Origin of the sequence: Stenotrophomonas sp. NPDC078853 (assembly GCF_044901215.1) — a bacterium.
Taxonomy (GTDB): domain Bacteria; phylum Pseudomonadota; class Gammaproteobacteria; order Xanthomonadales; family Xanthomonadaceae; genus Stenotrophomonas; species Stenotrophomonas lacuserhaii.
Genome location: NZ_JBJDOQ010000012.1, coordinates 54942 through 78563 on the forward strand (window position 1 = coordinate 54942; position 23622 = coordinate 78563).

Here is a 23622-nt window from a genome sequence, read left to right on the forward strand (position 1 = left end):
AATCAAAAGACATACTAGATAGTACACAAAAACATGATAAGGTTGGTGTCGATGATCGACGCCCAGTCCTCGTCCTTCATGCGCATCAGCAGGTTGTCGCGGGTGATGCCGGCGTTGTTGACCAGGATGCTGATCGGGCCGAATTCCTTGGCGATGTCGGCCAGCACGGTATCCAGCGCGGCACCGTCGGTGACGTTCAGCGCGCGGCCGTGGCCACCCTGCGCGGCCAGGCGCTCGCCGATGGCGGCGGCACCGGAATCGGTGGTGGCGGTGCCGATGACCGTGGCGCCCTGGGCGGCCAGCAGGTCGGCGATGGCGGCACCGATACCGCGGCTTGCGCCGGTGACCAGTGCGATTTCACCCTGCAGGGGCTTGCTCATGATGCTGTCCTCGAATGGTGCGGTCGCCCGCGCGCGGCGCCATGCCGGTGGGCACGACGCAGGCGGGCAACGGGAAGGGAGTCAGGCCGACCATGCCTCGCGGGCGGCTTCGACGTCGCCCGGGGTGGCCAGCGAACGGCCGTCGATGGTCTTGTCGATGCGCTTGACCAGGCCGGTCAGCACCTTGCCCGGGCCGCATTCGGCGATACGGGTGATGCCACGCGCGGCCAGCGCCTGCACGCAGCCGGTCCACTGCACCGGCTGGTACAGCTGCTGCACCAGCGCGGCGGCGATGGCGTCCAGGCCTTCGTGCACGGTGGCATCGACGTTCTGCACCACCGGCAGCTGCGGCGCCTGCCAGGACAGGCCGGCCATGGTCTCGGCCAGGCGGTTGGCAGCTTCGCGCATCAACGGGGTGTGCGAAGGCACGCTGACGGCCAGCTTCACCGCCTTGCGCACGCCCTTTTCAGCGAGCAGCGCCAGCGCGCGATCCACCGCGGCGGCGTCGCCACCGATGACGATCTGGCCGGGCGAGTTGTAGTTGGCGGGCACCAGTACCTGGCTGCCGGCCGCTTCCTTGCACACGTCCAGCACCAGTGCGTCTTCAGCGCCGAGCACGGCGGCCATCGCGCCTACGCCCGCCGGTGCGGCGTCCTGCATGAACTGGCCACGCAGGCGCACCAGGTGCGCACCGTCGTGCAGGCTCAGGGCGCCGGCGGCAACCAGCGCGGAGTACTCGCCCAGGCTGTGGCCGGACAGCAGCGACGGCTGCGCGCCGCCCAGTGCCTTCCAGGTACGCCACACGCCGATGCTGGCAGCCAGCAAGGCCGGCTGGGTGTATTCGGTGCGGTTGAGCATTTCCTCCGGGCCGCCCTGGGACAGCGCCCACAGGTCGACGCCGGCGCCATCGGATGCTTCCGTGAAGGCTTCACGCACCTGCGGGTGCAGCTCGGCCAGCTCGGCCAGCATGCCCACGGACTGTGAGCCCTGGCCGGGGAAAACGAAAGCAAGAGTGGAATCAGTCACGCGGTCATCCGCCTGGTTTGAATCGAAGCAGGCCATGATAAAGGCGATTGCCGCCTGCCGTCTGTACGTGCGCGTATGCAGGGCGGGCGGGGGCGTGACGACCAACGGTCGTCACCCACCAGGACCAACGGTCGTCACCCACCACGCACATGGGGCTTTCGGTAGCGCCGAGCCATGCTCGGCGGGGGCCGTCACTACCCTGCGTCAGGTCAGCAGTTCCAGCAGGTCCAGCTGGCCATCGGCCAGCCAGTCCGCGCATACCACCAGCACCATCAGCACGCCCAGCGTGGTGGCGCCATGCACGATCAGGATGACATGGGCCAGCGCGCGCGCCGAACGGCCCAGGCCCAGGCTGGCCTTGGCCAAGCGCTGCAGCCGCCCGGTTACCGCATGCGCGTGCTCGCGCACCGGCGCCTGCGCACCGTCCATCGCGGCGGCCATCATCGCCTGCAGCTGCTGCGGGCGATCGGCGTAGTACTTCGCCACTCCATAGCCGAACATCAGCCAGTCGCGCGCCTGCGCCTGGTCCAGGTCCATCACTTCCAGCGGGTCTTCTTCGAAATCAATGAAGCCCACGCGCTGCCCGTCCCAGGTCAGGTTACGCGGCAGCGGCTGGCCGAAATACGCGCCGCGCGCATGCGCTGCCGCCATCGCCTGCATGGCGGCGACCACCAGCGCATCGCGGCCGGCATCGTCGGCCTCGCGCAGGCAGGTATTGAAGGAACTGCCGTTGTCGCCCAGTACCAGTGCGGCATGGCCACTGCCCAGCACCGAAGGCACGTTGACGCCCTGCGCCTGCAGTTCGCCCAGCCGACGTGCCTCGGTCTGGCGGGCGGCATCCCCGCCGCGGTGCGGCGGCGGGCGCAGGGCATCCAAGTGGAAACGGCGGGCGACGAAATTGAGCAGGCCCAGCGCAACGGCGCGACTTCCCTCACCGTACTGCTTCAACCACGCCCGCTGCCCCTCAAGGGTAATCGGATCAACCATGGGCATTCTCCATAACGCAGTACGGCCCCAAGGGGCCGTAACGACGTTCTAACGAAATGGACACTCGCGTTATCAGTAACGCAGCAATGCCGAACCCCATGTGAAGCCACCACCGAACGCTTCCAGCAACAACAGCTGGCCGCGCTCTACCCGGCCCGAACGCACCGCGTGGTCCAGCGCCAGCGGGACCGATGCCGACGACGTATTGCCGTGCTTGTCCACCGTCACCACTACCTGGTCCATCGACATCTCCAGACGCTTGGCGGTGGCTTCGATGATGCGCAGGTTGGCCTGGTGCGGGATCAACCAGTCCAGGTCGGCCTTGCTCAGCGCGTTGGCTTCCAGGGTCTCGTCGACCACCGAATCCAGCGCCTTCACCGCGTACTTGAATACGTCGTTGCCCTTCATCAGGATCGCGCCACGTGCCTGCTCGCCTTCGCCGAAACCGGCCGAGACGCCGACCGGATTCCACAGCAGTTCCTTCTTGCTGCCGTCCGAATGCAGGTGGGTGCTGAGGATGCCGGTCTCTTCGTCAGCCTTCAGCACCACCGCACCGGCACCGTCGCCGAACAGCACGCAGGTAGTGCGGTCATTCCAGTCGACGATGCGGGTGAGGGTTTCCGCCCCGATGACCAGCACATGGCGTGCATCACCGGAACGAATGAATTTATCGGCCACGCCCAGCGCGAACACGAAGCCGGAACAGGCCGCGTTGACGTCGAAGGCAGGGCAACCGGTCGCACCGAGCTTGGCCTGGATCAGGCACGCGGTGGACGGGAAAATCAGATCGGGCGTGGTGGTACCGACCACGATCATGTCCAGCTGGCTGGCATCGATGCCGGCCGCTTCCAGCGCCTTCACCGCAGCGTGGTAGCCGAGGTCGCTGGTGGTTTCTTCTGCGGCGGCGATGTGCCGCTCTTTGATGCCGGTGCGCGAAACAATCCACTCGTCCGACGTCTCGACCATTTTTTCCAGGTCGGCGTTGGTCAGCACTTTCTCCGGCAAATAGCTACCGGTGCCCGCGATCCTCGAGTAGATCCGCTTGCTCATCGACATTCCTGTTGCGCGGGCGGCCGTTGCCGGTGCCCGGAGGGATACGGCAAAGGCCGCTGCCGGCACGGCAGCGGCCTTCACTCACATCAATCTTCTTCGACGGAAGAAGTCTTGGTCTGGATGACCTTCTTGCCGCGGTAGAAACCATCGGCAGTGATGTGGTGACGCAGATGCACTTCGCCCGTGGTCGGGTCGGTCGACAGCTGCTTTGCGCTCAGGGCGTCATGCGCACGGCGCATACCGCGGCGGGACGGGGTGACACGGGATTTCTGCACAGCCATGGGATTGCTCCAAACTCGGTTCGATGTTCTTCGTCGTTTCGTCGCACAGGACGCCAGCGCCCAGCACACTTTTCGCTTTCGCCGCAGCCGCCGACGATACCCGGCTGCATATTCGCTCGGTCAGGCCAGCCCGACCTTACTTTTTCTTCAACGCTGCCAACGCCGCGAACGGGTTGACCTTGTCGGTTTCTTCCTTCGTCGGGGCCCATTCCTGGTCCACCGCCTCGCCATCGGGCGAGAGGGGTACCACCGGGACCGCCAACACAAGTTCGTCTTCGACCAGCTCCAGCGGCACAAGCTGGCCATCTTCAGGCACCAGCAGGGCCTCGAAGTCCTCCGGAAGGGACGATTCCTCGTCTTCCTCGCGGATCAGGCCGATCTTCTGCACCAGCTTCACCGGCAGCAGGAAACGCTGCAGGCTGCGCTGACAGATCAGCGGCAGCTCGGTATCGATGGTCAATTCCACATAGGATACCCGCAGGATGTCGTCGTGCGAGAATTCCAGTGCATACGTGCACTGACCTTCAGCATCGGCAACAAGCCCTTGCAGGCGGGTGAATTGAGCCAGATCGACCTGGCCGTCGAAGCGCCTTCGCGCTGCGACCATCCGCCAAGCATCCAGCGTTTCGGGCACGTTCGCGGACATAAGCCGCTGAATGTTAAGGACCGTCGCGGCCGCTGTCAATTACCTGCAGCTTCAGGCTTGTGGCGGGCGTCAGCCAGGCGCCAGACTGGGTGGCCCAGAGCCCTGATTCCACGCATGAATACCCTGTTGCTGGCCTCTACTTCGCCTTACCGCCGCGAGCTGCTGCAACGGCTGCGCCTGCCCTTCGACTGCGCACGCCCGCAGGTGGACGAAAGCCCCCTGCCCGGCGAGGCCCCGGCCGCGCTGGCGGTACGCTTGGCGGCAGCCAAGGCGGCCGAGGTCTCCCGGCGGCACCCGGGCACATGGGTGATCGGGTCGGACCAGGTGGCCGATCTGGCGGGCCAGCCGTTGGGTAAACCGGGCACGGTGGAAGCCGCCCGGGCGCAGCTGGCCGGGATGTCCGGGGCCGCAGTGCAGTTCCATACGGCGATCTGTCTCATGCGCGACGGAGAACGCAGGGAGGCGCTGGATACCACCACGGTGCGCTTTCGCGTGTTGAATGAGGCTGAGATTGCACGCTACGTGGATGCCGAACAGCCGCTGGACTGCGCCGGCAGCTTTAAGTGCGAGGGCTTGGGCATCGCCTTGTTCGAGGCCATCGACAACCGCGACCCGACCGCGCTGGTGGGCCTGCCGCTGATCGCGCTGTGCGCACTGCTGCGCCAAGCGGGAATCCCGATCCCGTAGTGGCGACCGAGGTCGTCACCTACGAAGCCGACGGATCGCGGCGGTGCGAGGTCTGCTGCTGTGGGTGACAACCGTTGGTCGTCACCGGGCCTTTCCCGACCCCGGCGAAGAGCGTGACGACCAACGGTCGTCACCCACCACACCAACGGTCGTCACCCACGACACCAAAGGTCGTCACCCACCAGGTCGTCAGCGCGCGGGCACCACGAACGGCTGTTCCTGCCACAGCTCCACGCTGCCATCGTGGCCATGCAGGCGCAGGCCCAGCCAGTGCCGTCCCGGCGCCAGTTTGCGGGTGTCCAGGTGAGCATCGAAGCCCACGTTGGGATGCTGCGGATCATTGGACTGCGGCCACGCCGGACGGATGTCGAAGGCCCGCCCGTACACCGCATCGGTCACCGCGCGCCCGTCCAGCAGCACTTCCACGCGTGACAGCCCGACGCCGTCCTTGAACGCCCAGCCGCGCACGTGCAGGTCCGCCGCCACGACATCACCGGAGGACGGCGCATCGAACCAGGCCATCGCCGGCGTAATGCACGGCCCCTCCTCGCGCTGGGCCGGCAGGCGGATCAACAGGAAACGCTGGAAGCCATGGTCGCTGCTGACCACGCGCGGCGGCGGCAGCGGACCGACCTGGCCGCAGATTGCGTGATAGCGGTCCAGCAGTTCACGGTAACGCTGGTCGCTGGGCGAAAGCACAAGCAGCAGGGGGCCATCGCGCTTGCCATCGTGCAGCTGGCCCCACAAGCCCAGCTGCACGCTGCGCCCATGCTTGTCGTTGAGCGGATGTGGCAGCACCGCGATATCGGCATCGCCCAGCTGGAAGCCCAGCTCCGCACCGACCTTGAAGTTGCCGGCCAGCACCTTGGTGCCGGGTGGCATCTGCTGCAATTCCTCGCGCACGGCATCGGCCAGCGGCTGCCAGCCGGCGAAATTGCGCGGGTAATATTTGTAACCGGCCAACTGCTCGCGCAGCTGCGGCGAAGACGCCATCAGGTAGTAGCTGAAAGCCAACGCCAAGCCCACCCCGGCGGTCCACCATGCCGTGCGGCGCAGCCAGCGCGGCCAGCCATTGAGCACCACCGGCACGGCCACCAGCAGCGCCAGGTAGCCCGGCAGCGGCCAATGGAAACTGATGCGTTCCACGTCGGTGAAGAAGCCGAGCACGAATATCGCCAGCGTGGACACGCCACCAACCAGCCCGAAGTAACGCCATTGCGCGCGCGCACCGCCCCCGGCACGCGTGCCGGCCACGGCCACTTTCCACATCGCCACGCACAGCAGCGGGGTCACCAGCATCGGCTGGATCACCAGGAACCACAGCCCGGTCCACTGGAAATCCCAGGGATGGCGATCGACCATCTGGAACTTCAGCCCTGCCTCATGGTTGTCCGCATTCCATGCCAGCAACGGAAGCCATGCCAGCACGCCAACGGCCAGCGCCACCCAGATGCGCGGATCGCGCAGCATCCGGCGGCCTTGCGGCAACATCAGCAGGGCGATGAAACCGACGGCGATCACGCCGATGAAGCGGTAATGGCTGAGCGCGCCGATCAGCAGGCCCAGCGCCAACCGCATCGCAGCTGCGGCATCCACCGTGTGCAGCAAGCGCGCGCCGGCCCCCAGGCATAGCACCGCAGCCATCGCCATCGGTACGTCCGGCACGGCCAACATGCCCAGCGTGGCCGACAGCGGCATCAGCAGGGTCAGGCTGCCGGCCTGCCAGCCGGCCACGTTGCCGAACCAGCGCGTGGCGATGCGCGATACCGCCCAAGGCAACCAGGCCCCGATGGCCAGGAAGGGCAGGCGCAGCGCCAGGACATGGTGCCCGCCGATCTCCACGCCCAGCCGGGCCAGCCACGCAGTGAGGCCCGGCAGGTCGGAGTAGGCGGCGGCCAGGTGCTGGCCTTCCTGCCAATAGAAGGCCTCGTCGACGAACAACGGCAGGCGTGCGGCCACGACCAGTTTCACTGCCGTGATCAGTGTCCATAGCCACAGAAATATCGTGCGTGCGCGTTGTTCGCCCTGCATTGCTCTATAGAATCGAAGGAAGACCGAGCCAGAGACGACGATGGATTCTTCGCCCCCCGTGCCCCGCATGCTAACCGATGAACTGCGTCAGGCTCTGCTTGATGCGCAACAACAGGTCAACGCCCTGGTGCTGGGCAAGGCCCATGAGGTACGACTGGCCTTCGTCGCCCTGCTGTCCGGCGGGCATCTGCTGATCGAAGATCTGCCCGGCCTGGGCAAGACCACCCTCGCCCACGCACTCGCCTCCAGCCTGGGACTGGGCTTCCAACGCGTGCAGTTCACGTCCGACCTGCTGCCGGCCGACGTGCTCGGTGTGTCGATCCTGGATCCGGGCAGTCGCGAGTTCGCCTTCCACCCTGGCCCGGTGTTCACCCACGTGCTGCTGGCCGATGAGATCAACCGCGCGCCGCCCCGCACGCAGAGCGCGCTGCTGGAAGCGATGGCCGAACAGCAGGTCACCCTGGATGGCCAGACCCACGCCTTGCCGGACCCGTTCTTCGTGATCGCCACGCAGAACCCGGTGGACCTGTCGGGCACCTTCCCGCTGCCGGATTCGCAGCTGGACCGGTTCCTGCTGCGGCTGGCGATGGGCTATCCCAACGTGGAGGCCGAACGCGAGCTGCTGCGTGGCGTGGACCGTCGCGACCTGATCGCGCGCGCCACCCCGAAGCTGGACGACCAGCAGGTGCGCGCACTGCGCGAGGCCGTGCTGCAGGTGCATGCCAGCGATGCGCTGATCGATTACGTGCAGGCACTGCTGACCCGCAGCCGGCAGCACGCCGGCGTGCGCGTTGGACTGTCACCGCGTGCCGGGCTGGCGCTGCTGCGTGCAGCGAAGGCGCACGCGCTGCTGCTGGGCCGCGCGCATGTCATTCCCGAAGACGTGCAGACCTTGTTCATCGGCGTGGCCGGGCATCGCCTGGTCGGCGAAGCCGAGTCGTCGGCCGGCACGGCGCTGGCAAAGGCGATCCTGCAGACGGTGCCGGTGGATTGAACGCGCCCGTGCCTACGCGCCGGCAGTGGCTGATGAACCTGGCGCGCCCGCGCCAGCCGGAAACCTTGCCGCAACGGCTGGACCGCCGCCGCATCTACGTCCTGCCCACGCGCTTCGGACTGTTCGTGGCCGCCGTGCTGGCGGCGATGCTGCTCGGCGCGCTGAACTACAACAACAACCCTGCCCTGTTGCTGGCGTTGCTGTTGGCCGGCGCCGGCGTGGCCAGTGCGATCAGCGCACACCTGACCTTGTCCGGGCTGAGCCTGGATGCAGTCAGCGCCGAACCGGTGGCGGCCGGCCAGCCGCTGCGCGTACGCGTTGCACTTTCCCAGCGCGAACAGCGCGGCCGGCCGGGCCTGCAACTTGACCACGGCGATGCGCACAGCTGGACCGCAGTCCCCGCCGGCGGCCGGGTGGATGCCGAACTGGAACTGCCCACCACCCAGCGCGGCTGGCTGGACCTGGACCGCATCCGCCTGTCCACCACGCAGCCACTGGGACTGGTGCGCGCGTGGTCATGGTTCTGGCCGGACCAGCCGCTGCTGGTGTACCCGCATGCCGAAACCCAAGGCCCCGGGCTGCCCGAACAAGGCAGCGACCCGCTGCACAGCCGGATGGATGCGGCCGGAGAAGAACTGCATCAACTGCGCCCCTATCGCGCAGGCGACCCCCGCCGCAGCATCGCCTGGAAGCATTCCGCACGGCGCGACACGCTGCTGGTGCGGGAGTATGAAAAGCCGGCCGGCATCGAAGTGATGCTGGACTGGCGCCAGCTGCATGGACTGGGCACCGAACAACGCATCGCCCGGCTTGCGCGCTGGGTGGACCTGGCCGAACGCGAGGGCCGCCGCTATACATTGAAGCTGCCGGGCCAGCCGGCCATCGGGCCTGCACAGGGCGCTTCGCACCACCACCTCTGCCTGCGCGCGCTGGCGCTGCTGCCGCATGACTGAACCTGCCTCCTCCCTGCTGGACCGCCATGCCCGTGGCTGGGCCCTGGCAAGCACCGCGCTGGCCCTGCTGCCATTGCTGCTGCAGCTGCCCAGCGTGCTCGCTGCCACCATCGCAGGTGTCGCGCTGCTGACTGCCGTGGTGTCACGTCGTGGCCTGCTGCCGGTGACCGTGCGGCTGTTGCTGGTGCTGGCGATGCTCGCCCTGATCTACGTGCAGATGGGCGTCCGCCCCGGCCGCGATACCGGCTGTGCGCTGCTGGCGGCGATGCTGGCGATCAAGTCCAGCGAACTGCGTACCCTGCGCGATGCGCGCAGCCTGCTCGGCTTCGCCCTGTTCGCCCCGTTCGCCGCTTTCCTGCTGGATCAAGGCCCGATGACCACCCTGCTGGCCACACTGGCCGGCGTCTGCGCGCTGCTCGCGCTGCAGCGGCTGGCGCAGGTCGAAGGCCGGTCACCCACGCCGGCACTGCGCGTGCAGGTGCGTGGCGTGCTGCGCCTGCTGCTGATCGGCCTGCCCTTGGCGATGGCAACCTTCTGGTTGTTCCCGCGCCTGTCACAGCCGCTGTGGGGCCTGCCGGACCGTGCGGTCAGCCGGCCGGGCCTGTCCGACAGCATGGAACCGGGCCAGTGGCTGGACCTGATGGCCGACGACACCCCGGCGCTACGCGCGCAGTTCCATGGACCGGTGCCAGCGCCAGAACAGCGCTACTGGCGCGGTCCGGTCATGACCCATTTCGATGGCCGCACGTGGATCCGCGACCGCCGCAATGAAGGGCGCGCGCCCGTTCCGGTGCAGGCCGGTACGCAGCGCTGGAACTACACCATCGACTACGAACCCACCGACCGCCGCCAGCTGGTGGCGCTGGACCTGCCAAACAGCGCACCGGCCGGCGCGCGACTGACCGCCGATTACAGCCTGGTCAGTGATCGCCCACTGGCTTCGCTGAGCCGCTGGACGCTGCAGTCGGCGCCGCCGCAGGTGTTCGCCGCGTCCTTGTCGCCGTGGCAGCGCCAGCTGTCGCTCCAGTTGCCGGAAGGATTCAATCCGCGCACCGCTGCGCTCGCTCGCCAGTGGCGCGCCGAAGCCGGCAACGACGACGCCGCGCTGGTGCGTCGCAGCCTGGACTGGATCCGCGCCGAGTTCGCCTACTCGCTGGATGCCGAGTTGCCCGGCCGCAACGCGGTGGACGAATTCCTGTTCGATCAGAAGGTGGGTTTTTGTGAACACTTCAGCTCGGCATTCGTCGTGCTGATGCGCAATGCCGGGGTGCCGGCGCGCGTTGTCACCGGCTTTGCCGGTGGCGTGCGCAACCCGATCGGCGACTACTGGGTGGTGCGGCGCATGGACGCCCACGCCTGGGCCGAAGTGTGGCTTCCGGGGCGCGGCTGGGTGCGCGTGGACCCCACCGCCGCGGTGGCCCCCGAACGCATCTACGACACACTGGAAGATCGACTGGGCACCGAAGCGGGCGGCATGCAGGGGGCCTGGCTGCAGACCGGACAGGCGATGGACTGGCTGCGCAGGGGCTGGAACGAGATGGTGCTGTCCTTCGACGCCACCCGCCAGCAGCAGCTGCTGCGGCCGCTGGGCATGCCGGACCTGTCGCCGGCACAGCTGATTTCCAGCCTGGTGGTGATTGCGCTGATGGCGCTGGGGGCGATGGCCTGGGTGCTGGCGCGCGGCGAACGCGAGCGCGACCCGTTGCTGCGCGCCTGGCACCGACTGGGCCGCCGTTACGCGAGACAGGGCCTGGCGCGTGAACCGTCCGAGCCGGCGATGGAATGGGCACGCCGCGTTGACGCCCATCGGAGCGATCCTGCCTTGCTGGCGCTCAGCCAGCGTTTCGTCCACGCGCGCTACGCTGGCACTCATGTCGACCACGCTTCATTATTGGCCGACCTGCGCAGGCATCGTCCGTCTTCCGGAGCCACATCATGAACATCAAGATTCTGCTTCCCCTGGCTGCCTCACTGGCGCTGGCGGCCTGCGCGACGGCACCGAAGCCGCTGCAGGGCCAGTTCGCCGCCGTGACCCCGCGCGATACCGTGGCGACCCAGCAGGTGGGCGCGCCGGTGCGTTGGGGCGGCCGCATCATCGAAACGCTGCCGGGCCAGGGCCAGACCTGCTTCCAGCTGCTGTCGCGCCCGCTCAACGCCAGTGGTCGCCCGACCACCAGTTCCACCGACGCCAGTGACGGCCGCTTCGTTGCCTGCCGCGCCGGTTTCTATGATCCGGCGGTGTTCGAAGAAGGCCGCGATGTGACCTTCATCGGCCGCGTGGACGGCTATGAGAACGTCAAGATCGGCGAGTACGACTATCGCCTGCCCAAGCTCGCCGCCGATGTGATCTATCTGTGGCCGGAACAGCGCCAGGTCGATGTGGTGCCCTACCCGTACGGTCCGTGGGGCCCGGGTCCGGGCCCGTGGGGCCCGTGGGGCTACGGCCGTTACGGCTGGTGGTGAGCACTGCCTGAGCTGTAATGAAAAAGCCGCCTTCGGGCGGCTTTTTCTGTTGCGCGCGGCGACAAAGCAGAAGCGGTAGCGCCGCTTACTGGCCGGGCGAACGACAACGCAGAAGCGGTAGCGCCGACCCATGGTCGGCGGAAACGATCAGGCCCCTCAACCCCGGGTATCCGCCGACCATGGGTCGGCGCTACTGAGCGGGCGCGCCGAAGTGGCCCAGCGGAGCGCCGGCCAGCAAGTGCAGGTGGATATGGAACACCGTCTGGCCGGCGTGTTCGCGGCAGTTCATGACGATGCGGTAACCGTCCTCGGCCAGGCCCTGTTCGCGCGCGTACTGTGCGGCGGCCAGCGCCAACTTGCCGATCAGGTGCGCCTGCCCCGGCGTTACGTCATCCAGGGTGGGAATGACCTCGTTCTTCGGAATGAACAGCACGTGCACCGGCGCCTGCGGCGCGATGTCCTTGAAGCCCAGCACCTCCTCGTCTTCGTAGACGATGACGGCCGGGATTTCGCGGCGGATGATCTTGCTGAAGAGCGTTTCGCTGGTCATGGGTTTCGCCTCTTGGGGAGGTGCCGACCAAGGTCGGCACTACGCGCGTGGGTATGCTTCTGTCTTTATTACCGCACTTCGCTGCGCGTGCCGAAGGCATGCGACAACGTGCCACGATCGACGAACTCCAGCTCGCCGCCCAGCGGCAGGCCCTGCGCGAGACGGCTCGGCCGCACCTGCCGCGCACGCGCCAGTTGGGCGAGGTAATGCGCGGTCGCTTCGCCTTCCACCGTGGCACTGGTGGCGATGATCATTTCGGTGATCTCGCCGGCATCGAGCCGCTGGCCCAGCAGCTCCAGCCCCAGTTCGCGCGGACCGATGCCATCCAGCGGCGACAGCCGGCCCTGCAGCACGAAGTACACGCCGCGGAAGCCGGTCGCGTTTTCGATGGCCAGCCGGTCGGCGGGGGATTCCACCACGCACAACTGGCTGCGCTCGCGGCTGTTGTTGGCGCAGGTCGCGCACAGTTCGCTTTCACTGAAATCGCGGCACTGCGCGCAATGGCCGATGCGCTCCATCGCCTGCGCCAGCAGCGAGGACAGCTTCTCGCCGCCCTCGCGCTCGCGTTCCAGCAGGTGGTACGCCATGCGCTGGGCGGTCTTCTGGCCCACGCCGGGCAACACGCGCAGCGCTTCGATCAACTGGTCAAGCAGGGGTGCGGACATCATTCGGCTCGGATAGAGCCGGGCCATGCCCGGCTGCGCTGCATCAGAACGGCAGCTTCATGCCCGGGGGCAGCTGCATGCCGGCCGTGGCCGAACCCATGCGGGTCTTCGACTCGGCATCGATCTTGTTGGACGCATCATTGAAGGCTGCGGCCACCAGGTCTTCCAGCATTTCCTGATCGCCCAGCAGCGACGGATCCAGGCGCACCTTGCGGCATTCCTTGGCACCGGTGAGGGTGACGCTGACCATGCCGCCACCGGCGCTGCCGGTGACTTCAAGCTTTGCGATTTCTTCCTGGGCCTTCTGCAGGTTCTCCTGCATCTTCTGGGCCTGCTGCATCATCTGGGCGATATTGCCGCGCATGGTTCGTTACTCTTCAAAGGGACGGATGGAATCGGACACGAGCCGCGCGCCGTGCTTCTGGATCAGCACCTGCACTTCCGGATCGGCCATGAAAAACGCCTCGGCCGCCTGCTGGCGTTCACTCCGCTGACGGTCTGATCGCTGGTGCAGGGTCTCGGCCGGCGCCTGCGTGGCATCGACCACGATCTTCGGCGGCGAACCCAGCGCCTTGCCCAGCATCTCCGCCAGCGCGCCCAGCGCGCGTTCGGAACTCAGGTACTCAAATCCGGGCGACAAACCCAGTTTCAAGACCCCGTGCTGGAAACTGATGAACGCCGCGTTGGCGGCAAGCTGCCGCGAAGGCCCACTCAGGCCACTGGCAGCAACCAGTTCCAGCCAATCTTCGGCACAGGCCAATGCCACCGAAGCACCGCCCGGGGCTGCTGCTTCAGCCACCCTGGCGGCAGGCGCGATGTCGATGCCTTCGGCGCGGAACGGCTTGGGCGGTGCCGCCACCGCAACAGCGGGCGCAGCGCGCGGTGCCGGTTCGGCAGGTGGCTGCCACGGCGCCAACATGGCCGCGTCCGGGCCAGCCAGTTCAGCCGCCAGTGCATCGTCGCGCAGTTCGCTGTCATCGGCCGCTTCGATCTCCCACGGGGGCAGATCCGGTTCATTCGAGGCCGGCGGCGGATCTTTCACCGGTGCCGGCGGCGCTGGCTCGGGATCTTCCACCGGCGTGGTATCCGGCAGCGGACCGGGCTTGGGCGCTGCGGCCTGCACGCTGGCTTCCACGGCCGGCGCCGGTGCGGCGGCAACGGGTGCGGCGGCGATGCCGGTCGAACCCGCCGAACCGCTCGCCGCCCCCGTCGAACCACCCGACTGCAGACCTTCGCCACCTTCCGGTGCACGCGGCACCGGCGGCACCGCAGCGGCCGGGCGGAAGGCCAGCATGCGCAGCACGGCCATTTCAAAACCCGCGCGCGGGCTCGGCGCCAGCGGCAGGTCGCGGCGGCCGTTGAGGGCCATCTGGTACCAGAGCTGCACTACTTCCGGGCGCACCCGCGCAGCAAAGCCGCCCAGGTCCAGGCCATCGGCGGCGATGGCACCGGGCACCAGCTGCTGTACCTGGATGCGGTGCAGGGCATCGGCCAGCGCTTCCAGCACGCCGCTCCAGTCCGGCGAGAACTCCGCCAGCGCCGCCACGACCTGCAGCAGGCGCTGGCCATCACCTTCGGCCAGGGCGTCGAGCATGGCCGCCACCTGGGTGCGATCCACCGTGCCCAGCATGGTGCGCACCACGTCCTCGCGCAGTGCACCGCCGGCATAGGCAATGGCCTGGTCGAGCAACGACAGGCCGTCACGCAGGCTGCCGTCGGCGGCCTTGGACAGCTGCACGATGGCGCTGTCGTCGGCTTCGATCTCTTCGGCCGCCAGGATCCTGGTCATCTGCCCCTGGATCTGGTCTTCGTCCAGGCGCTTCAGGTTGAACTGCAGGCAGCGGCTGAGCACGGTGACCGGCAGCTTCTGCGGATCAGTGGTGGCGAGCAGGAATTTGACGTGCTCCGGCGGCTCTTCCAGCGTCTTCAGCAGCGCATTGAACGCCGCCTTGGACAGCATGTGCACTTCGTCGATCAGGTAGACCTTGTACTTGCCACGCGAGGGCATGTACTGCGCGTTCTCGATCACCTCGCGGACATCGTCCACGCCGGTGTTGGACGCCGCATCGATTTCCAGCAGGTCGATGTAGCGGCCGGAATCGATGTCCAGGCAGGCCGGGCACTGGCCGCAGGGATCGGCACTGGTGCCCTGTTCGCAGTTCAGCGATTTGGCGAAAATACGCGCGATGGTGGTCTTGCCCACCCCACGGGTACCGGTAAACAGGAAAGCGTGATGCACGCGACCGCTGTCCAGCGCATTGGTAAGCGCGCGGACCACGTGTTCCTGGCCCACCAGCTCGGCAAAACGCTTTGGACGCCACTTGCGGGCAAGGACGAGATAGGACATCAGGCCACCGTCTTCATCAGGACGACCATTGTGCCACGCCTGTCCAGCCCCCTACGTCGGCAACTGCAGGGCCTTGTGTCCAGCCGCGCAGCCAGCTAGAATCTGCGGCCCCTGCAACGGCATTGTCGTTCCGCAGGGGAATCCGGAGAGGTGTCCGAGCGGTTGAAGGAGCACGCCTGGAAAGTGTGTAAGCGTCTAAACCGCGCTTCGGGGGTTCGAATCCCCCTCTCTCCGCCAGACAAATGAAAAGGGCTGCCCATCGGGCGGCCCTTTTTATTTGTCTGGTGGGGAGAGCGGCAGAGAGAAGCCCCGGGGTTCGACGGATCTGCAGGAGCAGATCCGGACAGCCGAAGGCTGGCCCTGCAGCGCGCAGCGCGGAAGGGCTGGGTGCATGGATGCACCCAGCAATCCCCCTCTCTCCGCCCCGGCTTCTGTAGTGCCGACCTTGGTCGGCACCGTGAGAAGATCTGCCGACCAAGGTCGGCACTACAGACGCTTCCCACGGCATCGATTGCGATCTGCGGCTACGCTGACGCGTCACCCGCAAGCACGCTCTCTCGTCATGCCTACCCCACTCGCCCGCAGCCGACACGTCTATCAGTTCTACATCGGCGGCACGGCCGGCCGCGCCAACATCGAACTGCACGACGTCCAGTTCGCCGCGGTTTCCCGCGTGCAGGATGCCTACCCTGCCCTGCGCGAGGCGTGGTTCGGCGACCCCGGCAGCCTGCATCTGGATGGCTACATGCGCATCGACTGGGCCGATGGCTTCGACGTACATCTCGCGCCGGAGCCAGACCCATCCGGGCTCACGCTGTTCTTCGTCAACATGGGCGGCTACCGCGCAGACAGCCTGGCGGAGCTGCATGCGTTCGGCCTGTTCGTCGCAGCCGATGCCGCCGGCGCCAAGGCGAAGGCGCGGCGCAGCCTGCTGCAAGGGGCCCAGCAGCTGCACAAGGATGACCTGCGCGAGGTCGACAACTGCCTGACCCTCGGGGAGTTCGGCGGCCTGCACGTGCACCTGCAGCCCAACCCATCAGGCACCCAGCCTCATCCGGAATGGCAGGGCTACCGCCCCATCGCGCGCAGGACCAACATCCGGTGAGCTGACAGCGTTCCATCAGTGTGCATGGCGCGGGCGGGATATCTACTTATAGTAAGTTACCCACAGTAACTAACAGAAGACTCCCATGCACGCACTGATCGTGGTCTCGCACGCCAATCCAGACTCCCTCACCCATGCCATCGCCCACCGCGTGGCCGACGGCATCACCAGCGCCGACCCAGCCGCTACCACGGAGTTCGCGGACCTGACCGCCGAACGCTTCGATCCGGTGTTCAACAGCGACGACCTCGCCTATTTCGAGAAGCGCGCTGCGGCTCCTGACGATGTAGCGCGCGAGCACGCCCGCCTGGAACGGGCGGACACGCTGGTGCTGGTCTACCCGATTTACTGGTGGTCGTTTCCAGGGCTGCTGAAGGGTTGGATCGACCGCGTTTTCAGCAACGGCTGGGCCTACGACGAAGGCCCCGACGGCAAGGTGCAGAAGAAACTGCAGCGGCTGCAGGTGCATCTGGTCGCCAACGGCGGCGCCGACGCGGGGATGATCGAGCGCCACGGTTACGCCAAGGCCATGGTCACGCAGATCGACCATGGGATTTTCGATTACTGTGGTGCCAATGTCGCCAGTTCGGCGCGCCTGCTGGCATCGGATCCCGGCTTTCCGGGCGCGCATCTGGATACGGCCCACGCGATCGGGCGCCGCATCGCCAACCTCGGGTATTGAGTCGTTGCCGAAGTCCTCCGCCACTGCCACGCCCGCCCCCCGCCGTCGCCTGCCGCGCGAAGCACGCACGCGCCAGTTGCTGGACATGGCATGGGCAATGATCAGCGAGGAGGGCACCGACCAGCTGACGCTGGGCAGGCTGGCCGAAGCGGCGGGGGTCACCAAGCCGGTGGCCTACGATCACTTCGGCACCCGCAATGGCCTGCTTGCCGCGCTTTACGAAGACTATGACGTGCGACAGACGGCGATCTTCGATACCGCAGTTGAGGCTGCCAAGGCCACGCTGCACGAAAAAGCGCGGGTGGTCGCGGCCAGTTATGTGGAGTGCGTCCTGACCCAGGGACAGGAGATTTCTGCCGTCGTCGCCGCGCTGGGCGGCTCGCCGGAACTGCAGGCGGTGAGGCGCCGTTACCAGCAGGCGTTCATCGAAAAGTGCCAGCGCATATTCGCCCCCTTCGCCGGCCCGGCCGGGGTGGCGAACGCCGGCATGTGGGCGGTGCTGGGCGCGGCCGATACGTTGTCGCAGGCCGCAGCCGACGGCGATATCAGCAGGTCACAGGCCTGCGACGAACTGCTGCAGACCCTGCTTGCGGTGGTGAAGCGGAGCGCGTGACGCCCCGCCATCACCCGGTCGCACATCAACTGCTGGACAGCTTCATCAGCACCAGTCCGCACACGATCAGCACGGCCGCGCCGATGCGCATCGCACTGACCTGCTCGCCCAGGAACACGATGCCCACCACGAACGCACCGACCGCGCCGATACCGGTCCAGATCGTATACGCGGTGCCCAGCGGCAGGCTGCGCATCGCCACGGCCAGCAGCCAGAAGCTGGCGATCATGCCGACCAGGGTGATGAGCGTGGGGGTGAGCTTGCTGAAGCCTTCGGACTGTTTCATCGAAACGGCCCAGACAATTTCCAGCAAGCCAGCGAACAGAAGATAGAGCCAGGCCATGGCGGCCTCCTTTGCAGGGGCCAGGCCGTCCTGGACATTTCAACCCGGTGTGGGGGAGGCCGTTCCTCCGGGCTGGAGTCTAGCAACAGCTGGATCGCCGCCCCATACGGGGCCTTTCGTGGTTACAACGGGTTCACGCAGATCAGGCATACAGGATGTCGGCAAGCACGGTCAGTTGGCCTATGTGACGTGGTCGCTCGGGCGCGACGATATCGTCGCCCACCTTCAACGCGACGCATTTGATCAGCTCGGTCCTGGTCAACGAGGAGCGCTGCAGAACGGTCTCGATGCGCTCATTGGCAAAGGCACTCAACTTCATCGACAACCGCTTGGCTGGCCCGCCTGCTTCCAGCTCTGCTGATCGTCTGGCCAGCTTCGCAAGCCCGGCTGATGTCTCCTGGCCGTGCGCGTAGCGGTTGACATAGAAAAAGAACAGGCGTTTGCGGAAGTCAGGCGTCGCCAGCGGCGTGATGCGGGCGGCAGCGGCATCCAGCAGCTCGACGAACACCGAAGGCACGTTGACCTCGAACGAGCACTGCTGCGCTGAACGCGCATTGGCCACCGCCGGGGTTGACTGCGCCGGGATGAGAATCACATCACCGCAGGCGTTGCACCGTCCCACCAGAATGTCACGCGCAATCGCGCGCCCATCGGAAAAGGGCACGTCCCGGTATTCAAAGGTGGCGGTGACCCGACCGTCCCGGTCACATAGGGCGTCCCTGTGTTCGCCTTCGCGGTAGAGCTTCATGGCCTGATGGACTCTTGTCGGTGAACGCTGATGAACGTCGTATCGGAAAGGAAGTAGAACTTCACATACCAACCGGCGGCGAGGATCTCGTGCACCTGGATGTCGGCGCCCCGGTGGTGGGGCGAGCTGCGGTGATCCTGCCCCCGCGCGCGCTTGAGAATTGCCGCTAGATCCGACGCACTGATCCCCCCGGTCAGCAGCAGGTTCTTGCTGCTGATGTTGCGGCGGACTTCGTGGACGAAGTTGCCCGCTTGCAGGTCTCGGATGACCTGTTGCTTGGCTTCGTTGAATCCCACCATACACCATCCCATACGATACATCTCGTATTGAACACAGGCGCGAGCACCTTGTTCAGCATAGGCATGGAATGCAGCGCCGGAAGTCAGGCGACGCATCATCATGGTGAGGGGGAACGACGCTGAGTGCGTGCTGGCTAACGCATGCGCGCATGCGCTAGAATGCGCGCCTGCCATCGCCCAGCGATGTGCAGTCCGGACCGGGTTCCAGGCGCTTCGCGCTGCGTGCCACGTCCGTGACAGGTCGCCAGCAAGGTGACTACGTCTCTATGGTGGCCCCGTCGGCCCCTCGCGACGCTAGATCGAAAATCCCGCCAGGGCCGGAAGGCAGCAACGGTATCGATCGACGCGGGCGCCGAGGTCAGCCGGCGGGGTCGCCACCTTTTCAGCCTCGTACCCGTATCGCCGAGCATGGCTCGGCGAGCGCGAAGCGCGGCCTGCGTCAGGACCGGAAGCCCCGGAAGGATCCCGCCGAGCGTGGCTCGGCGCTACCTGATCGTTGCGCGCGCCGGATGCGGTCAGGGCGCCTGCAGCGCCGCCGGCGGCAGCGAACGGTCTATTACGGCTCCAGGCTGAAGCCGTCCTGCCGATGATCGCGCAGCGTCAGCAGGTGCACGGCGCGATCATGGATGGCGTAAAGCACCAGGTAGTCATCCAGCACGTACTCACGCAGCTCGATGGTATCGCCCAGCAACTCACGCACCCGCGCCGCCAAAGCCAGTACACGCGCCCCTTCCAGATTGCGCGGATCAAACTGACGCCCGGCCTCGGGATACCGCAGCAGCAGCTCCGGCAGGAAACCCGCTGCGCGGTCGAGTACGGCCTGAGCTGCATCGACAGCCCCGAGTTCCAGCAAGACATCCACCGCCGCTTCAAGCGAGCGTTCGTAGGCAGGATGGGCGTGGACCGCCAGCACGCGCGGTTCAGCCGCGCGTGGCACGCTTCACTCTGTCCTGCAGGCGTCCACGTACCGCGGCCGGGTCAGCACCCGCTTCTCCCGCCCGCAAGCGCTCCAGCCCGTCCACTACGTCGCGCAATGCAGACAATTGCTGCACTTCGCGCTCAAGGCGGTGGTAGTAATCCAGCTTCCGCGCGTCGACGATGGCGACATAGCTTTCGCCATTGCGGGTGATGACTTTTGCATGTCCATTGCGGGCGTCTTCGGCCAGCGCCGTGAAGCGGGCACGCACTTGGTTCAGCGGAACGATGTCATCGCAGAGGTCCATGGGCTCTCCAGCCGAAGCGTTGCCCGAACTTTAACGCATCCATTAAACCTGATCAAATGGCAGCCGCGCCAAGGCGGGCCGCGCCTGGCGGCCGCCCTTCGCCGTCATGGCGCCTGCACCGCTGTCGGCGGCGCCAGCGGCACGCACTCCCCCGGCAGCGCCACGCGGTGGCCGCGTGCACGCAGCGCATCGCCATCGGCCACGCTGGCGTAGTGGTAGAGCATCATCCGCGCCTGGAGTTCGGCGCTGTATTCGCGCTCCAGGTCATCCACGCCGGTGTGCGACGGGTTGCCGTGCAGGCCGCAGTCATGCGCGATCAATTCGTTGTCATCAGCGAACCGCGCCAGCATTTCAGGTATCGGACGGGTATCGCCGCTCCAGGTCAGCGCGCCCTTCAGGCGCAGCCCGTAGGCTGTTTCCGGCCAGTGGTGGCGGGCCGGGAACACCTCCAGCCGCACGCCCTCGTGCCAGAACGCATCGCCCACCACGATCAGCTGGAAGGCATCCCAGAAATTGGCGCCGCCCTCGGCCAGCACGTTCGGATAGTCGCCGATCCGCTTGTGCAGCAGCGGCACCACCGGCGCAGGCACGTACAGCCGCACCTTGCCGCGGCGCTGCGCATTGAAGAAGGTATCCACGAACAGGCGCTCGAAGCCAGCGACGTGGTCCAGGTGCACGTGGGTGACGAACAGCGCCTGCGGCATGTGGCCGTAGTGCGCCTGGAACGCGGTCAATCCCTCGCCGCCGCAATCAATGGTCAGCCACGGCCGACCATCACGCTCGATCACCGACATCGGCGAGCCGAGCTCCACCGCCGACGCATTGCCGACGCCGAGGAAACGCAGCGACCAGTCCATCAGGTGCCCCGGTTCCACGCCAGGTCGTAGGCACGGCGCAGGCGGGCGAAGTCTTTCTCGACCTCATCGGTGCTGCGTTCGCCGCGCAGTTTCAGCAGTGAACGCAGCAGGCGCTTGAGGTTGCGCTCGCGCCAGGCGGTGGCCGGAATGCGTTGCACGCCGCGATCGAAATCGATCAGCCAGCCATGCCCGTTGCCATCGAACAGGATGTTGTGCGCATTGAGATCGGCATGATCCAGCCCGGCACGATGAAAACGCGCAATCAGCCGACCGGTTTCTTCCCATGGCGCGCCACGGCCCGCGACCAGCGCACGGTCGGCCAGCGAGCGGACGTCTTCGATGCGTTCCATCAGGATCGCGCAGCGGTAGCGCAGGCCTTCTCGCATGTAGTACGCCGCAATGGGGCGCGGCACCGGCAGCTTGAGTTCGCGCAGGGCGCGCATCAGGCGGAATTCGGCGAAGCTGCGGGTGTGCTGCGAGCCGCGCCACAGGTACCGGTCGTGGCTCAGCTTGGCCACCAGGCCACCACGCAGGTAGTGCCGCAGCACGCTGGGGCCAAACGGCGCGTCGACGAACCAGGCACTGCCGCGACCGCCCTCGCCCACCGGCCGCGCCCGCTCTCCCCAGTGCTGCGGCGAGAACAGACTGGCGTCGGCTTGCCGCAGCCGTTCGCGGTCGAACAGAATGGCACCCATGCCGCGACCATCACGGCAAGGCGTCAGCGCTTCATTGGCGTCGAATGCGACCATTCCTTCGAGTCTAACAACACCATGGCATCACCGTCCTCTTCCCTGTGCCTTTTGCGTTTGTCCGCGCTGGGCGACGTGACCCATGTGGTGCCGCTGGTACGCACCCTGCAGGCGGCGCGGCCGGGCACCCGGATCCACTGGGTGATCGACAAGGTGGGTCTGAAGCTGCTGGACGGGCTGCCCGGGGTGACGTTCCATGCATACGACAAGAAGACCGGGCTGGCGGGCATGAAAGCCCTGCGCGAGGAGCTGCCGGCCGAGCGCTTCGATGCCCTGCTGCAGATGCAGGTGGCGTTCCGGGCCAACGTGCTGTCGGCCTTCATACCCGCCCGCCGCCGGATCGGTTATGACCGCAGCCGCTCCAAGGACCTGCATGGACTGTTCATCAACGAGCGCATCCCGGACCGTCCCGGCATCCACGTACTGGATGCCATCGGCAGCTTCTGCGAGCCCCTGGGCCTGAAGCAGACCGAGGTCAGCTGGGACCTGGCGGTGCCAGCGCAGGCCCATGCCTGGGCGCAGGCGCAGTGGCAGGACGATGGTCGGCCGGTGCTGATGATCTCGCCGTGTTCCAGCCACGAGCGGCGCAACTGGTATGCCGATCGCTACGCTGCGGTGGCCAACCACGCCAGCGCGCGCGGCTGGCGGGTCGTGCTGTGTGGCGGCCGCAGCGAGCTGGAACGGCGCACCGCCGATGCCATCCAGGCGCAGCTGGTGCAGCCGGCGCTGGACCTGGTCGGCAAGGACACGCTGAAGCAGCTGCCGGCCCTGCTGGCCCGCGCGGCGCTGGTGATGACGCCGGATTCCGGGCCGATGCACATCGCCAACGCGATGGGGGTAAAGGTGTTGGGCCTGCACGCGGCAAGCAATCCGCACCGCAGCGGGCCGTATTCGGACCGCCGTTACTGCGTGGACCGCTATGACGACGCGGCGCGCAAGTACCTGGGCAAGCCGGCCAGCGCGCTGAAATGGGGCACCAAGATCGAGTTCGACGACGTGATGGAATTGATCACGGTGGAAGACGGCATCGCCGCGTTCGAACGCTACGCCGCCCGGTAGTGACGGCCGCTGGCCGTCCATCCGGAGGCGCCGGCCGTCAACGTGGAGGCATGACGGCCGGCGGCCGTCACTACCGCCGCGTCAGCCAGCGCGGTAGTCCTTGTACGACTTCTCTTCCACGTAGGCCGAACCCAGCGCCAGGTTGATCGCCTTCTTGATGCGCGCGCGCTCGTCGTTGCGCAGGTAGACGCTGCGCGCCAACGCGACGAAGGCATCGCCGAAGTCACCGGCCTTGTCCTGCAGGCGGATGTTGTCTTCGATGTCCCACAGCTCTTCGTTGATCGCTTTCAGGTCGGCACGCAGCTGGGCCACGTCTTTGCCGCCGGCCGGATGGGCCATCCAGGTTTTTTCCAACGCGGACAGCTCGGTGCGCACGTTGGCCAGCTTGGCCTCGTCACTGATGCGCTCGGACTTGATCTGCAGGATGGAGATCTTGTCGAGCAGTTCGCCGAAGGCGACGGGGACGAGGATTTCAGCGGTCATGGGAGCACTCTCTGGAAGCAGAGGGGGATGATAACGCGCACGCGGTGGGCGACTGGTAAATGCAGTGCGCTGCGCTTCGCGGGAAATGGCGGGGGGGATTGCTGGGTGCATACCTGCACCCAGCCCCTGCGCTGCGCTACGGGGCCAGCCATTCGGCTGTCCGGTTCTGCTCCTGCAGAACCGTCGAACCCCGCGTGGGTTCTTTCCTGCCCGCTCTCGGCCACGCAAAAAGCAAAGGGCCACCCGTTGGGTGGCCCTTTGCTTTTTGTCTGGCGGAGAGGGGGGGATTGCTGGGTGCATCCCTGCACCCAGCCCCTGCGCTGCGCTACGGGGCCAGCCATTCGGCTGTCCGGTTCTGCTCCTGCAGAACCGTCGAACCCCGCGTGGGTTCTTTCCTG

Annotated in this window: 28 protein-coding genes, 1 tRNA gene and 1 other RNA gene; 11 read left to right on the forward strand and 19 right to left on the reverse strand. The window is 66.8% G+C overall.

Annotated features, from left to right (window positions below):
* Nucleotides 1-14 precede the first annotated feature (14 nt).
* From ACI2JH_RS12975 to ACI2JH_RS13000, 6 genes are all read right to left on the reverse strand, one after another.
* Complete coding sequence (locus ACI2JH_RS12975; RefSeq protein ID WP_404736397.1) at nt 15-380, reverse strand: SDR family NAD(P)-dependent oxidoreductase; 366 nt, start codon at nt 378-380, stop codon at nt 15-17.
* A gap of 81 nt (nt 381-461) precedes the next feature.
* A complete protein-coding gene (fabD, locus tag ACI2JH_RS12980) occupies nt 462-1406 on the reverse strand; it encodes an ACP S-malonyltransferase (RefSeq protein ID WP_404736398.1) in 945 nt (314 codons plus the stop codon).
* 204 nt (nt 1407-1610) lie between these two features.
* Complete coding sequence (locus tag ACI2JH_RS12985; protein WP_404736399.1) at nt 1611-2393, reverse strand: serine/threonine protein phosphatase; 783 nt, start codon at nt 2391-2393, stop codon at nt 1611-1613.
* A 72-nt stretch (nt 2394-2465) separates the two neighbouring features.
* Complete coding sequence (locus ACI2JH_RS12990; RefSeq protein ID WP_101098861.1) at nt 2466-3443, reverse strand: beta-ketoacyl-ACP synthase III; 978 nt, start codon at nt 3441-3443, stop codon at nt 2466-2468.
* 89 nt (nt 3444-3532) lie between these two features.
* On the reverse strand, nt 3533-3727 hold the full coding sequence (gene rpmF / locus ACI2JH_RS12995; RefSeq protein WP_042613380.1) for a 50S ribosomal protein L32: 195 nt from the start codon (nt 3725-3727) through the stop codon (nt 3533-3535).
* Between the two features lie 136 nt (nt 3728-3863).
* Nucleotides 3864-4373, reverse strand: a complete 510-nt coding sequence (locus tag ACI2JH_RS13000; RefSeq protein WP_042613379.1) for a DUF177 domain-containing protein — start codon at nt 4371-4373, stop codon at nt 3864-3866.
* Nucleotides 4374-4487: 114 nt separating this feature from the next.
* Between ACI2JH_RS13000 and ACI2JH_RS13005 the strand changes: the two genes are divergently transcribed.
* The gene (locus ACI2JH_RS13005; protein WP_404736400.1) at nt 4488-5060 is read left to right on the forward strand and encodes a Maf family protein; all 573 of its coding nucleotides are present in this window, start codon (nt 4488-4490) and stop codon (nt 5058-5060) included.
* Between the two features lie 189 nt (nt 5061-5249).
* On the opposite strand, the gene ACI2JH_RS13010 is transcribed toward ACI2JH_RS13005, so the two are convergent.
* Nucleotides 5250-7091, reverse strand: coding sequence for a glycosyltransferase family 39 protein (locus ACI2JH_RS13010; protein WP_349999027.1), 1842 nt, complete (start codon nt 7089-7091; stop codon nt 5250-5252).
* 40 nt (nt 7092-7131) lie between these two features.
* On the opposite strand from ACI2JH_RS13010, the gene ACI2JH_RS13015 reads away from it, so the two are divergent.
* The 4 genes from ACI2JH_RS13015 to ACI2JH_RS13030 are packed head-to-tail and all read left to right on the forward strand — an operon-like array spanning nt 7132 to nt 11501.
* Nucleotides 7132-8085 carry a MoxR family ATPase gene (locus ACI2JH_RS13015; protein WP_101098756.1) on the forward strand — a complete coding sequence of 318 codons (954 nt, stop codon included), beginning with the start codon at nt 7132-7134 and terminating at the stop codon, nt 8083-8085.
* Between the two features lie 32 nt (nt 8086-8117).
* The gene (locus ACI2JH_RS13020) at nt 8118-9038 is read left to right on the forward strand and encodes a DUF58 domain-containing protein (RefSeq protein ID WP_101098755.1); all 921 of its coding nucleotides are present in this window, start codon (nt 8118-8120) and stop codon (nt 9036-9038) included.
* Entirely contained in the window at nt 9031-10977 is a 1947-nt protein-coding gene (locus ACI2JH_RS13025) for a DUF3488 and DUF4129 domain-containing transglutaminase family protein (protein ID WP_404736401.1), read from the forward strand. Before ACI2JH_RS13020 ends, ACI2JH_RS13025 begins: the two co-directional genes overlap by 8 nt.
* Complete coding sequence (locus tag ACI2JH_RS13030) at nt 10974-11501, forward strand: Slp family lipoprotein (RefSeq protein WP_057506959.1); 528 nt, start codon at nt 10974-10976, stop codon at nt 11499-11501. The genes ACI2JH_RS13025 and ACI2JH_RS13030 overlap by 4 nt, the downstream gene beginning before the upstream one ends.
* Before the next feature lie 190 nt (nt 11502-11691).
* Here the strand turns inward: ACI2JH_RS13030 and ACI2JH_RS13035 are convergent, their stop codons facing one another.
* From ACI2JH_RS13035 to dnaX, 4 genes are all read right to left on the reverse strand, one after another.
* A complete protein-coding gene (locus ACI2JH_RS13035; protein WP_101098753.1) occupies nt 11692-12051 on the reverse strand; it encodes a histidine triad nucleotide-binding protein in 360 nt (119 codons plus the stop codon).
* A 68-nt stretch (nt 12052-12119) separates the two neighbouring features.
* Nucleotides 12120-12716, reverse strand: a complete 597-nt coding sequence (gene recR / locus ACI2JH_RS13040; protein WP_192084099.1) for a recombination mediator RecR — start codon at nt 12714-12716, stop codon at nt 12120-12122.
* 43 nt (nt 12717-12759) lie between these two features.
* Nucleotides 12760-13080 carry a YbaB/EbfC family nucleoid-associated protein gene (locus tag ACI2JH_RS13045; protein WP_042613371.1) on the reverse strand — a complete coding sequence of 107 codons (321 nt, stop codon included), beginning with the start codon at nt 13078-13080 and terminating at the stop codon, nt 12760-12762.
* 6 nt (nt 13081-13086) lie between these two features.
* Entirely contained in the window at nt 13087-15063 is a 1977-nt protein-coding gene (gene dnaX, locus ACI2JH_RS13050; RefSeq protein ID WP_404736402.1) for a DNA polymerase III subunit gamma/tau, read from the reverse strand.
* Nucleotides 15064-15207: 144 nt separating this feature from the next.
* Here dnaX and ACI2JH_RS13055 point away from each other — a divergent pair.
* The 4 genes from ACI2JH_RS13055 (at nt 15208) to ACI2JH_RS13070 (ending at nt 17463) form a co-directional block, all read left to right on the forward strand.
* Nucleotides 15208-15300 (forward strand) — tRNA-Ser (locus tag ACI2JH_RS13055).
* Between the two features lie 325 nt (nt 15301-15625).
* Entirely contained in the window at nt 15626-16168 is a 543-nt protein-coding gene (locus tag ACI2JH_RS13060; RefSeq protein WP_404736403.1) for a DUF1543 domain-containing protein, read from the forward strand.
* 85 nt (nt 16169-16253) lie between these two features.
* A complete protein-coding gene (locus ACI2JH_RS13065; protein ID WP_404736404.1) occupies nt 16254-16850 on the forward strand; it encodes an NAD(P)H-dependent oxidoreductase in 597 nt (198 codons plus the stop codon).
* A gap of 49 nt (nt 16851-16899) precedes the next feature.
* Nucleotides 16900-17463, forward strand: a complete 564-nt coding sequence (locus ACI2JH_RS13070; RefSeq protein ID WP_404736474.1) for a TetR/AcrR family transcriptional regulator — start codon at nt 16900-16902, stop codon at nt 17461-17463.
* 25 nt (nt 17464-17488) lie between these two features.
* On the opposite strand, the gene ACI2JH_RS13075 is transcribed toward ACI2JH_RS13070, so the two are convergent.
* The 3 genes from ACI2JH_RS13075 to ACI2JH_RS13085 form a co-directional block, all read right to left on the reverse strand.
* The gene (locus ACI2JH_RS13075; RefSeq protein ID WP_101098748.1) at nt 17489-17806 is read right to left on the reverse strand and encodes a multidrug efflux SMR transporter; all 318 of its coding nucleotides are present in this window, start codon (nt 17804-17806) and stop codon (nt 17489-17491) included.
* A gap of 142 nt (nt 17807-17948) precedes the next feature.
* Nucleotides 17949-18554 carry a hypothetical protein gene (locus tag ACI2JH_RS13080; RefSeq protein WP_042613364.1) on the reverse strand — a complete coding sequence of 202 codons (606 nt, stop codon included), beginning with the start codon at nt 18552-18554 and terminating at the stop codon, nt 17949-17951.
* On the reverse strand, nt 18551-18955 hold the full coding sequence (locus tag ACI2JH_RS13085; protein WP_404736405.1) for a hypothetical protein: 405 nt from the start codon (nt 18953-18955) through the stop codon (nt 18551-18553). Before ACI2JH_RS13085 ends, ACI2JH_RS13080 begins: the two co-directional genes overlap by 4 nt.
* A gap of 173 nt (nt 18956-19128) precedes the next feature.
* Between ACI2JH_RS13085 and ffs the strand changes: the two genes are divergently transcribed.
* An RNA gene (gene ffs, locus ACI2JH_RS13090) (signal recognition particle sRNA small type) lies at nt 19129-19225 on the forward strand.
* A 184-nt stretch (nt 19226-19409) separates the two neighbouring features.
* On the opposite strand, the gene ACI2JH_RS13095 is transcribed toward ffs, so the two are convergent.
* The 4 genes from ACI2JH_RS13095 to ACI2JH_RS13110 all read right to left on the reverse strand — a co-directional run bounded on the left by ACI2JH_RS13095 (nt 19410) and on the right by ACI2JH_RS13110 (nt 21682).
* The gene (locus ACI2JH_RS13095; RefSeq protein ID WP_404736406.1) at nt 19410-19790 is read right to left on the reverse strand and encodes a hypothetical protein; all 381 of its coding nucleotides are present in this window, start codon (nt 19788-19790) and stop codon (nt 19410-19412) included.
* Nucleotides 19774-20076, reverse strand: coding sequence for a type II toxin-antitoxin system Phd/YefM family antitoxin (locus ACI2JH_RS13100; RefSeq protein ID WP_101098740.1), 303 nt, complete (start codon nt 20074-20076; stop codon nt 19774-19776). The genes ACI2JH_RS13095 and ACI2JH_RS13100 overlap by 17 nt, the downstream gene beginning before the upstream one ends.
* Nucleotides 20077-20180: 104 nt before the next feature.
* A complete protein-coding gene (locus tag ACI2JH_RS13105; RefSeq protein WP_101098739.1) occupies nt 20181-20933 on the reverse strand; it encodes an MBL fold metallo-hydrolase in 753 nt (250 codons plus the stop codon).
* On the reverse strand, nt 20933-21682 hold the full coding sequence (locus ACI2JH_RS13110) for a 3-deoxy-D-manno-octulosonic acid kinase (protein WP_101098738.1): 750 nt from the start codon (nt 21680-21682) through the stop codon (nt 20933-20935). The genes ACI2JH_RS13105 and ACI2JH_RS13110 overlap by 1 nt, the downstream gene beginning before the upstream one ends.
* 21 nt (nt 21683-21703) lie before the next feature.
* Between ACI2JH_RS13110 and ACI2JH_RS13115 the strand changes: the two genes are divergently transcribed.
* Nucleotides 21704-22741, forward strand: coding sequence for a glycosyltransferase family 9 protein (locus ACI2JH_RS13115; RefSeq protein WP_404736407.1), 1038 nt, complete (start codon nt 21704-21706; stop codon nt 22739-22741).
* A gap of 81 nt (nt 22742-22822) precedes the next feature.
* On the opposite strand, the gene ACI2JH_RS13120 is transcribed toward ACI2JH_RS13115, so the two are convergent.
* Nucleotides 22823-23224 carry a DUF6165 family protein gene (locus tag ACI2JH_RS13120; protein WP_101098736.1) on the reverse strand — a complete coding sequence of 134 codons (402 nt, stop codon included), beginning with the start codon at nt 23222-23224 and terminating at the stop codon, nt 22823-22825.
* Nucleotides 23225-23622 lie beyond the last annotated feature (398 nt).